Genomic DNA, 9,855 nt, shown 5'->3' with positions numbered 1-9,855 from the left:
AAGCGTCCCTCGCTCTTGCGACCGGGGGAACTAGCTGTCCGTCTGTGTTGGCGACCGTAGCAGAAGCGTGCTCCGCTGCGGTGAAGCGGCCTCTAAGGGGGGCTTCTGATTCGGTCAACACCGTTTTCAAAAAAAGTTCATTTTCAACGGGTGGCGCCGGAAACCAGGCGCTCAAGGCCCCGGCGGCGGTGCGGCGTACAAGGTGATCTGCGTATGCAGCCCGTCTTCCGAGGATTGCCCCACCCAGACGTCGAACACACCGGGCTCCGCCAGCCAGCGATTGCCGTCGCCGACGAACTGCAGGTCCGCGCGCACCAGCGTGAAGCGCACGGTGCGGCTTTCGCCCGGCTCCAGCGTCACGCGCTCCATCTTCTTGAATTCGCGGATCGGACGGGTCCGGCTGGCGACACGGTCGCGGGTATAGAGCTGGACCGTCTCGCTGCCGCGCCGCCTGCCCTTGTTGGTCAGCCGCGCCGACACCGTGACCGAGCCGTCCCAGCGCAGGGCCGGGTCGGACAGGGCCAGCCGGTCGAGCACGAAGTCGGTATAGCTCAGTCCGTGCCCGAACGGGTAGCGCGCGCTGTTGTCGGTTGTGGCATAGCGCGCCTTGTATTCGGTGCTGCCGTTGGGAACGGTCGGACGGCCGGTGGACTTGCGATCGTAGAAGAACGGCTCCTGCCCGGACTCCCAGGGGAAGCTGACCGGCAGCTTGCCAGAGGGATCGACTTTGCCGAACACGATATCGGCGATCGCATTGCCCGTCTCGGAGCCGAGGAACCACGTCGCGAGCACCGCATTGGCATTGGCGACGCCATCGTGAAGCGCCAGTGCGCGGCCGTGGCGCAGGAGCACGACGGTCGGCTTCTTCACCGCCGCCACCGCATCGGCCAAGGCCTGCTGCACGGGCGGGATCTCGATCGTGGTGCGCGATTGCGCCTCGCCCGACATGTCCTGCGATTCGCCCAGCGCCAGCACGACGACGTCCGCCGCGCGCGCCGCCTTCACCGCCGCCTCGATGCCGCCGTCGATCGGGGCACGGATGCCGGAGCCGGCAACCACCTCCAGGCCCTCCGGGTCCGGCATCGCCGCGCGCAGGCCGGTGGCGATGTCGATGCCCTTGTCCGGGTCGCCGTAGAACGCCCAGGGTCCGTAGAGGTTCGCCTTGTCCTCCGCGAAAGGTCCGATCAGCGCGATCCTGCGCTTCCTGGCCGGATCGAGCGGGAGCACGCCGTCGTTCTGCAACAGCACTACCGAGCGAGCGCCCGCCTCGCGCGCCAGTTCGCGGTGGCCGGGCGTGGCGATGCGGCTCCTTTCGGCGGCGGGATCGAGCGAGCGCCAGGGATTCTCGAACAGCCCCATCGCCATCTTGACGTACAGGATGCGCCGCACCGCGACATCGATCGTCCCCATCGGCACCGCGCCGCTCTTCACCAGTTCGGGGAGATAGCGAATGTAGAGGCCGCTCTGCATCGACATGTCGACCCCGGCCAGCACCGCGAGACGCGCGGCGTCGCGGTCATCCTCGGCATAGCCGTGCGCGACCAGTTCCTCGTCGGCGGTGTAGTCGGAGAAGACGAAGCCGCGAAAGCCCATCTCGCCGCGCAGGGTATCGGTCAACAGCGAACGGTCGGCGGTGGCGGGCACCCCGTTGATCTCGCTGAAGGCGGCCATCGTCGTCAGCGCGCCCGCCGCGAAGGCGGAGGCGAACGGCGGCAGGTGCGTCTCGCGCAGGGTCTCGTCGCTGATATCGACGCTGCCGTATTCGAGCCCGCCCGCGACCGCGCCGTAGGCCGCGAAGTGCTTGGGGCAGGCGAGCAGCGAGTCGTCGCGCCGCAAGTCGCGGCCCTGGAAGCCGCGCACGCGCGCCGCGGTCAGCAGTGCCGTCAGCGTCACGTCCTCGCCCGCGCCCTCGACCACGCGGCCCCAGCGCTGGTCGCGCGCGACGTCGGCCATCGGCGCGAACGTGAGGTGGAGCCCCGCCGCCGTCGCCTCGATCGCCATGGCGCGTGCGGTGCGCTGCGACAGGCCGGGATCGAAGGCGGCAGCCTCGCCCAGCGGCACCGGGAAGATGGTCTTGAGGCCATGGATCACGTCGCCGGCCAGCAGCAGCGGGATGCCCAGCCGGCTCTCGTTGACCGCGATCTCCTGCGCCTTGCGACCACCGGCCACGCCGATGCCGTTGAACAGGCAGCCGACGCGGCCCTTGCGGATCTCCTCGGACAGCCGCTTCACGTCCTGGATGCCGGCCGCCGGGTTGGGCGGGTTGAAGGGGCGGAAGGCATCGGCAAGGCAAGTCATCTGCCCGGCCTTCTCCTCGACCGTCATGCGCTTGATGAGGTCGTCCACCCGCGCCACCTCGTCGGCGGCGAGTGCCCTGAGGGGCAGTCCGGATGCGATGGCGCTGGCAAGGATGCCGGAGAGAACGGTGCGGCGGTCTGGGTTCATGAACTCGATGTGGCTGGTGCGTCGACTTGTCCCGAGAACCCGCACTAGGCCATTTTGTTGCATTGCGACAAGAACCGACGGCTCGGTCCGGCGCACCCGAGGGACGGGCCGTCGGGACAATCGGAGGGTTGACCGATGGTCATAAATATTTATGAGAATAATTCGCAATAGCGGATGAGCGAGGCCGCCGGCTGATCGCCGACGACACCCGCAAGCTTCAGGAGCAAGGCGCGATGTACGACTTCCTCGACCGTCCCGTCACCGAACTCGACAACGACGGTCGCTTCCTGCTCTGGGCGATGCGGGGATGGGCGCATTCGGCTTCGAAGGGCAATTGTCCCGCGCAGTCGCTGGGACGCGCCTTCGCCGGGCATAACGCCGCCGCCGTGCTGCCCGACTTCCACATGGCCATGGCGCTGCTCTCGCGCCGCGCGAACGAGCGGCTCGCCGTGGCGCCGATGGGCTGCCACCGGATCAGCGAGCACGAGGCCTTGCTCCTTGCACTTTGGCGCGATGTCGGTATAGGCCGCCGCGAAAACGTGCGCGCGACTCTGGCGCATGTCGTGCCATGCGACACGGTCGCCGCGGTCGCACAGGCCATGAGCCGCGCCAGCGCCGCAATGACCATCGCCGGCTTCGGCATTGCACTGATAAACCCGCCTGCGTGACCATACAGATGAATCAAGGACTGACGTTGATGAGCGAGAGCACCGTTCTGGAACCCACCCCGCTGGAACCGACCGGCGCGCTGAGCGTGGAGACCGTGCTGTCGGTCCACCACTGGAACGAGCACCTCTTCAGCTTCAAGATCACGCGCCCGGCTTCGTTCCGCTTCCGCTCGGGCGAGTTCATCATGATCGGCCTGCGCGGCGACAACGGCAAGCCGCTGCTGCGCGCCTACTCGATCGCCAGCCCCTCGTGGGCCGAGGAAATCGAGTTCCTCTCGATCAAGGTCGAGGACGGCCCGCTGACCTCCAAGCTGCAGCTGATCCAGCCCGGCGACCAGATCTACCTTGGCCGCAAGCCCACCGGCACGCTCGTCACCGACGCGCTGACGCCGGGCAAGCGCCTGTTCCTGTTCGGTTCGGGCACCGGCCTGGCGCCGTTCCTGTCGCTGATCCGCGACCCGGACGTCTACGAGATGTACGAGCAGGTGATCGTCGTCCACTCGGTCCGCACCGTCGCCGACCTCGCCTTCCGCCAGGAGCTGGAGAGCCAGTTGGCCGGCGATCCGCTGGTCGAGGACCAGGCCCTGCTGCAGCTGACGTATGTGCCGACCGTCACGCGTGAGGACTTCCACACCACCGGCCGCATCAACGTACTGATGGACACCGGCCGCCTGTTCGAGGGCCTGAAGGGCGAAGCCCGCATGGACCCGGCGACCGACCGCGTGATGCTGTGCGGTTCGATGGCGATGAACAAGGACATCGCCGCCAAGCTCGAAGGCCTGGGCTTCGAGGAAGGTTCGAACAACAAGCCCGCCGACTTCGTGATCGAGCGCGCGTTCGTGGGGTAATTGGCGTCGGGTAATTCAGCGTCGGGTAATTCAGCGTTGGATCACACCATTCCTCCGTCATTGCGAGCGAAGCGAAGCAACCCATGGCAGCACTACGCCGCCCTGGGTTGCTTCGCTTCGCTCGCAATGACGGATTGAAGCTGGCAAGCCCCGACCATCCCCATGCGGGAGCGGCCTTTTCGCAAGGGCTTCGAAAAAAAATGCGGCCCGCATGACGCACGATGTCACATGGCCGGTCGCTGTCTCGTCAAGTCGGTATCCTCCCACGAAAAGGAACCGACACATGAACGATCGCACCAATATCTACACCGCCGGCGGCCCGCTGTTCAAGGCGTGGTACGACCTGTCGCTGCAGGTCGAGAAGTCCGGGCTGGAAAAGAACCTGCTGGAACTGGTCAAGATCCGCGCATCGCAGATCAACGGCTGCGCCAACTGCCTCAACATGCACACCGCCGATGCCCGCAAGGCCGGCGAGACCGAGCAGCGCATTCACTTGCTGGCTGCGTGGGAAGAAGCGCCGTGCTATACTCCGCGCGAACGCGCCGCGCTCGACTGGACCGATCATCTTACGCAAGTCGCCAGCAAGCGGGCACCGGAGCACGTATATGCCGCCTTGGCAGCGCAGTTCAGCGCGGAGGAGCAAGTGCAGCTGACGCTGGCGATCAACATCATCAACGGCTGGAACCGGCTGGCGGTCGGCTTCCATCTCTATGATCCGTCGCTCGGCTGGCCGGCATGACCGAAGGCACGGACGATTCCGGCGCCATCGTGTTCGACGCGCAGCGGGCCAGCCTGCTGCGCGTCGCCTATCGCATGCTCGGTTCGATGGCCGATGCCGAGGACGTGGTGCAGGAAGCCTTCATCCGCTGGGCCGGGGCGGACCGCGATGCGGTCCGCGTGCCCGCCGCTTTCCTGCGCCGCATGGTGACGCGCCTGTGCCTGGATCACGTCAAGTCCGCCCGGGTCCGGCGCGAGGAGTACGTCGGTCCATGGCTGCCCGAACCGATCGTCGAGGCCGAACCGGTGGAGGACGTCACCCTGCCGCTGATGCTGGCGCTCGAACGGCTGTCGCCGCTGGAGCGGGCCGCCTTCCTGCTCCATGACGTGTTCGGCGAGAGCTTCGAAGAGGTCGCTCGCGCGATCGGCCGCGATGCCGCCGCCTGCCGCCAGCTTGCCGCGCGGGCGCGCGAGCATGTGCGCGGCGAGCGGACACGTTTCCCGGTCGACCGCGATCACGGGCTGGCGATCGCGGCAGCCTTCTTCGAGGCATCGCGCGATGGCGACGCCGCCAGGCTGGGCGCACTGCTGGCGCAGGACGTCCGCTTCCATTCCGACGGTGGCGGCAAGCGCCCTGCCGCGGGCCGCATCCTCGACGGTGCGACCGAAGTGCTACGCGGGCTCGCGGCGATCTTCCGCCTGCGGCGCGGCGATCCCGAACTGGTGCGGCACGCTTTCGTGAACGGCCTGCCCGGCTTCGTGACGCGGGAGGCCGACGGCATGGTGCAGACGACCGCGCTGCTGATCGAGGACGGGCGCATCAGGGCGATCTACGTCATGCGCAATCCCGACAAGCTGCGGCAGGTGGCCGGCGCGGTCCATTGAGTACCGCTCTGGGTGGACCGAACCCTTCGTCATTGCGAGCGCAGCGAAGCAACCCACGGCAGCATTACACCGCCCTGGGTTGCTTCGCTTCGCTCGCAATGACGGACGAGGCGCGTTCATCGTGATCTGACGCTTGCCGCAGCGCTTTCCTACAAGCCTGCCCGCGCAGTATCGTCGGCGCATGGTCCGCCGCCGCCTCCACCCTGTCACCAGCCGCATCCGGCGTCGGGCTCGCAAGGTGACACCTGTAACCTTCAAGGTGACACCTTTCACGCACAAGGTGACACATCGCGTTCGCAAGGTGACACGCAAATCCGCCATTTCCGGCATATCCGGCCGCAAGGTGACACCTTTTCCCCCTGGACCGTGTAAACCGTGTAAACCTCGCCGGGAACGCCCTGCCCCGATGCGTGTTAGCGGATGCAGCATCATGCAGGAGGCAGTACGTGACGCAGGGCACCGCATCCGACCAGTCGGCCGACATATCCTTCTCCCGCCCCGAGCGGATGATCCATGAACTCGGCGCGGAATTCACCGGCGAAGGCACGCATTTCGGGGTATTCTCCGAGAACGCCGAAGCCATCGAGCTATGCCTGTTCTCCGAGGACGGCGCCGAGGAGACCGCCCGCCTCGAACTGCCTTCCCGCGAAGGCTCGGTGTTCTCGGGCTACCTGCCCGGCGTGAAGCCCGGCCAGCTCTACGGGCTGCGCGCCCATGGACCCTACGATCCGGCGAGCGGCCACCGCTTCAACCCCAACAAGCTGCTGCTCGATCCTTATGCCCGCGAGGTTTCGGGCAGCGTGAAGTGGGACGACGCGCTGTGGGGCTATGACCTGACCACCGGCGACGACACCACCTTCGATGCCCGCGATTCCGCCCCCTTCATGGTCAAGAGCGTGGTGCAGGATCCCGATTTCGACTGGGAGGGCGACAAGTCCCTCTCCCGCCCCTGGACCGAGACGGTGATCTACGAGGCCCACGTACGCGGCCTGACGATGACCCACCCCGACGTCCCCGAAGCCTTACGCGGCACGTACGAGGGCATGGCCAGCGAGCCGATCCTCGACCACCTCCGCAAGCTGGGCGTCAGCGCCATCGAACTGCTGCCCAGCCAGTTCTTCCTCGACGACCGCATGCTGCTGGACAAGGGCCTGTCGAACTACTGGGGCTACCAGACGCTCGGCTTCTTCGCGCCGGAGCCGCGCTTCCTGCGCGGCGGCGACGTCGCCCCGCGCGCCATCCGCCAGTTCAAGGACATGGTGAAGCGGTTCCACAAGGCCGGGATCGAAGTCATCATGGACGTGGTCTACAACCACACCGCCGAAGGCTCGGAGAAGGGTCCGACGCTCAGCTTCCGCGGTCTCGACAACGCCGCCTACTACATGCTGAGCCCCGAGAACCCGCGCTTCAGCTTCGACAACACCGGCACCGGCAACACCTTGGCGGTAGCGCATCCGATGGTCATGCGCATGGTGCTCGATTCGCTGCGCTACTGGGTGCAGGTGATGCACGTCGACGGCTTCCGCTTCGACCTCGCCTCCACGCTGGGCCGCGAGGTGACCGGGTTCGACCGCGAGGGCGGCTTCTTCGACGCGATCCGGCAGGATCCGATCCTGGCGGGCGTCAAGCTGATCGCCGAGCCCTGGGACATCGGCATGGGCGGCTATCAGGTCGGCGGCTTCCCCCACCCCTTCCGCGAATGGAACGACAAGTTCCGCGATGACGTGCGCGCCTTCTGGCGCGGCGACGAGGGGCTGGTGGGCGACATCGCCCAGCGCCTGATCGGCTCTCCGGTCCAGTTCAACCATTCGGATCGCGGCGCCACCGCCTCGATCAACTTCCTCGCCGCGCATGACGGCTTCACGCTGATGGACACCGTCTCGTTCAACGACCGCCACAACGAGGCGAACGGCGAAGGCGGCGCCGACGGGCACGACAACAACCTGTCCGACAACATGGGCGCCGAAGGGGCTACCGACGACGAGGGCATCACCGCCGCCCGCGCCCGCCGCCGACGCGCCATGGTGGCGACGCTGATGGTCAGCCAGGGCGTGCCGATGCTGCTTTCGGGCGACGAGATCGGCAACAGCCAGCAGGGCAACAACAACGTCTACTGCCAGGACAACGAACTGGGCTGGCTCGACTGGCAGGCGAAGGACGACCAGTTCCTCGACTTCTGCGCGAAGATGATCGCGCTGCGCCGCCAGTATCCGGTGCTGGCCCAGGAGAACTTCCTGATGGGCGAGACCGGCGACAACGAGCGCGTCGAGATCGGCTGGTTCCAGCCGGACGGCCGCGCCATGGACCAGGAACTGTGGAGCCAGTCGGGCCTGCGGGTGCTGGGGATGCTGCTCGACTACTCGACGCGCGAGGTGTTCCTCGACGGCGGACGGCCGCTGTTCACCGTCGTCAACGCCGGTGACGGCCTCGACTTCACCTTGCCCGAAGGCGAATGGGTCCGCGTGCTCGACACCGCGCGCGACGATCCCTTCACCGAGGAGCCGGTGGACCGCGAGGGTGCGGCGATCTCGCCCGCCAGCCTCTGCCTGTTCCGCCCCGCCTGATGGGCGCTGCATCCTGGGGCGCGCAGCCGGTCGGCGACGGCCGCTGGCGCTTCGGCCTGTGGGCGCCGGATATCGGCGAGGCCCGGCTAGAGATCGGCGGCATCGCCCTGCCCGCCCGGCCGTCCGGCGACGGCTGGTGGTCCTTCGAGACCGAGGCGCAGGCCGGCGACGCCTATCGCTGGGTGATCGACGGTACCCCCTATCCCGACCCGGCGGCGCGCGCGCAGGCCGCCGACGTCCATGGCCCGTCGGTGCTCGTCGATCCGGCCGCCTATCGTTGGCGGAACGACTGGCCCAGCCGGCCGTGGCACGAAGCGGTGGTCTACGAACTGCACCTCGGCACGTTCACGCCGGAAGGCACGTTCGCCGCCGCCAGCGCCGAACTGCCGCGCCTAGCCGCGCTGGGGATCACCATGATCGAGCTGATGCCCCTCGCGCAGTTCGAAGGATCGCGCGGCTGGGGCTACGACGGGGTGCTGCCTTACGCGCCGCATCCGGCCTACGGCACGCCGGACGATCTGCGGGCGCTGGTGGATGCCGCGCACGGCCTGGGCATCGGGGTGCTGCTGGACGTGGTCTACAACCACTTCGGCCCTTCGGGGAACTACCTCGGCGCCTGGTGCCCCTCGTTCTTCCACCCTGAGCACGCCTCACCCTGGGGCGCGGGCATCGCCTTCGAGATTCCGGCGGTGCGCGAATACTTCATCGCCAACGCGCTCCACTGGATCGGGGAATACCGCCTCGACGGCCTGCGCCTCGACGCCGTCCACGCCATCGAGGACCATTCGCCGGTGCATTTCCTCGACGAACTGGGACACCGCATCCGGGCGCGGGAGCATGGCCGCCCGATCCATCTCGTCACCGAGGACGAGCGCAACCTCGCCCGCTATTTCACCGCCGATGCGCCCTACGACAGCACCTGGAACGACGACTGGCACCACGCCGTCCACTGCCTGCTGACCGGCGAGGCCGAAAGCTACTACGCCCCCTTCGCGGTGGACCCGGTGGGCGACATCGCCACCGCCCTTGCCGATGGCTACGTCGAGCAGGGCCAGCCCCGGCCGGACGGCGACGAACGGCCGCGCGGCGAGCGCTCTGGCCACCTGCCGCGCACCGCCTTCGTCAACTTCCTCGGCAACCACGACCAGGTGGGCAACCGGGCGCGCGGGGAACGGCTGCACCAGATCGCCACCGATCCCCACGCCTACCGGGTGATGACCGCGCTCACCCTGCTGGCGCCGTTCACGCCGATGCTGTTCATGGGCGACGAGTTCCTGACCGAGGCGCCGTTCCAGTTCTTCGTCGATTTCGAAGGCGAACTCGCCGAGGCGGTCCGCAAGGGCCGCGCGCAGGAGTTCGCCCGCTTCAGCAGCTTCGCCGGCGAGGTGCCCGACCCGGTCGCACGCGAGACCTTCCTCGCCTCGCGGATCGGCCGCCCGCAGCACGACGCGCAGCGCGAGCATGCCGCCTTCGTGCGCCACCTGCTGGCCCTGCGCCGCGAACACGTCACGCCGCTGCTGGCGTGGAACCGGCAGCCTGCCTGCATCGTTCGGCGTGAAGGAGAGGAGATCGAGGCCAGTTGGTCCTTCGCCCCCGGCACGCTGCACATGCGTATCCGGCTGGGTGCGGGCACGGCGGATTTCGCCCCCCTCCCCCGCCCCATCCTTCAGCTTGCCGACGCGCCCGGTCCCTTCGCGCTCTCGGTGGCCACGACACCGGAGTGAGCGC

General features: G+C 67.8%; 7 protein-coding genes. 6 read left to right on the top strand and 1 reads right to left on the bottom strand.

Annotation, left to right across the window (positions count from 1 at the left end; genetic code table 11):
* Positions 1 to 171: 171 nt before the first annotated feature.
* Positions 172 to 2,445: a glycoside hydrolase family 3 N-terminal domain-containing protein gene (locus tag V2S85_RS08565; protein WP_330702445.1), complete on the bottom strand. Its 2,274-nt coding sequence runs from the start codon at positions 2,443 to 2,445 to the stop codon at positions 172 to 174.
* A 233-nt stretch (positions 2,446 to 2,678) separates the two neighbouring features.
* On the opposite strand from V2S85_RS08565, the gene V2S85_RS08560 reads away from it, so the two are divergent.
* The 6 genes from V2S85_RS08560 to treZ all read left to right on the top strand — a co-directional run bounded on the left by V2S85_RS08560 (position 2,679) and on the right by treZ (position 9,851).
* Positions 2,679 to 3,113: a hypothetical protein gene (locus V2S85_RS08560; protein ID WP_330702444.1), complete on the top strand. Its 435-nt coding sequence runs from the start codon at positions 2,679 to 2,681 to the stop codon at positions 3,111 to 3,113.
* A 29-nt stretch (positions 3,114 to 3,142) separates the two neighbouring features.
* Positions 3,143 to 3,961 carry a ferredoxin--NADP reductase gene (locus V2S85_RS08555; RefSeq protein ID WP_330702443.1) on the top strand — a complete coding sequence of 273 codons (819 nt, stop codon included), beginning with the start codon at positions 3,143 to 3,145 and terminating at the stop codon, positions 3,959 to 3,961.
* A 283-nt stretch (positions 3,962 to 4,244) separates the two neighbouring features.
* Positions 4,245 to 4,700 (top strand): carboxymuconolactone decarboxylase family protein, encoded by a 456-nt coding sequence (locus V2S85_RS08550; protein ID WP_330702442.1) that lies wholly within the window; start codon positions 4,245 to 4,247, stop codon positions 4,698 to 4,700.
* Positions 4,697 to 5,563, top strand: coding sequence for a sigma-70 family RNA polymerase sigma factor (locus V2S85_RS08545; RefSeq protein ID WP_330702441.1), 867 nt, complete (start codon positions 4,697 to 4,699; stop codon positions 5,561 to 5,563). The genes V2S85_RS08550 and V2S85_RS08545 overlap by 4 nt, the downstream gene beginning before the upstream one ends.
* A 446-nt stretch (positions 5,564 to 6,009) precedes the next feature.
* Positions 6,010 to 8,127 (top strand): glycogen debranching protein GlgX, encoded by a 2,118-nt coding sequence (gene glgX / locus V2S85_RS08540; protein WP_330702440.1) that lies wholly within the window; start codon positions 6,010 to 6,012, stop codon positions 8,125 to 8,127.
* A complete protein-coding gene (treZ, locus tag V2S85_RS08535; protein ID WP_330702439.1) occupies positions 8,127 to 9,851 on the top strand; it encodes a malto-oligosyltrehalose trehalohydrolase in 1,725 nt (574 codons plus the stop codon). Before glgX ends, treZ begins: the two co-directional genes overlap by 1 nt.
* Positions 9,852 to 9,855 lie beyond the last annotated feature (4 nt).

The organism is Novosphingobium resinovorum, from assembly GCF_036352595.1.
GTDB lineage: Bacteria > Pseudomonadota > Alphaproteobacteria > Sphingomonadales > Sphingomonadaceae > Novosphingobium > Novosphingobium resinovorum_B.
The sequence above is the reverse complement of the archived record's forward strand: the minus strand, read 5'-3'. Positions and strand labels throughout refer to the sequence as shown.

Coding starts and splice junctions, on each gene's coding strand:
- V2S85_RS08545 (WP_330702441.1), top strand. CDS start 4,697: ATGACCGAAGGCACGGACGATTCCGGCGCCATCGTGTTCGACGCGCAG.
- V2S85_RS08555 (WP_330702443.1), top strand. CDS start 3,143: ATGAGCGAGAGCACCGTTCTGGAACCCACCCCGCTGGAACCGACCGGC.
- V2S85_RS08565 (WP_330702445.1), bottom strand. CDS start 2,445: ATGAACCCAGACCGCCGCACCGTTCTCTCCGGCATCCTTGCCAGCGCC.
- V2S85_RS08550 (WP_330702442.1), top strand. CDS start 4,245: ATGAACGATCGCACCAATATCTACACCGCCGGCGGCCCGCTGTTCAAG.
- V2S85_RS08560 (WP_330702444.1), top strand. CDS start 2,679: ATGTACGACTTCCTCGACCGTCCCGTCACCGAACTCGACAACGACGGT.
- treZ (WP_330702439.1), top strand. CDS start 8,127: ATGGGCGCTGCATCCTGGGGCGCGCAGCCGGTCGGCGACGGCCGCTGG.